Raw genomic sequence first — 625 nt, 5'->3', positions numbered from 1 at the left:
GCCGCGGCTCGATCCGGCTGAGACGGCGGTGCGGCAGGTCAAGGCGCTCGGCTTCTCGCCGGACGATGTGCGCCATGTGCTGCTGACGCATCTCGATCGCGATCACGCCGGCGGCGTACCGGACTTTCCGATGGCCAAGGTGCACGTCCATCGCAAGGAGTACGACATGGCAGTGACGCATCAGGTCGCGCCGCCGATAGGGCGCTACATCACGGCGCAGTGGCAGCACGGGCCGGACTGGACGTTCTATGGTGCCGACGGCGAGGACTGGTTCGGCTTCAAGGGCGTGCGCGCGCTCGGCGACCGCGAGCCTGACATCCTGATGATCCCGTTGCCGGGCCACACACTCGGCCATTGCGGGATCGCGGTGCGCGACAAGGACAGGTGGCTGCTGCACGCCGGCGACGCCTATTTCCACCACGCGCAGCTCGATGCCAGGCCGCGGATCCCGCTGGTGCTCGGCATGTTCCAGCGCCGGGCGGACATGGATCGCGCGACGCGCATCCAGAACCAGGAGCGGCTGCGGCAATTGAAGGCGGCGCATGGCGCCGATGTGATGATCGTCAACAGCCACGATCCCGTCGACTACGAGACCTGCCGCTGCGGCCGGCACGCGCTTGCAGCC

General features: G+C 68.2%; 1 protein-coding gene. It reads left to right on the top strand.

The annotated features are described in order from the left end of the window. Window positions 1-625: MBL fold metallo-hydrolase (locus tag AKL29_RS33270; protein WP_244482558.1), on the top strand; the 625-nt coding region annotated here is incomplete at both ends.

Origin of the sequence: Bradyrhizobium pachyrhizi (assembly GCF_001189245.1) — a bacterium.
Lineage (GTDB): Bacteria > Pseudomonadota > Alphaproteobacteria > Rhizobiales > Xanthobacteraceae > Bradyrhizobium > Bradyrhizobium pachyrhizi.
This window is presented reverse-complemented; position numbering and strand designations above follow the sequence as displayed.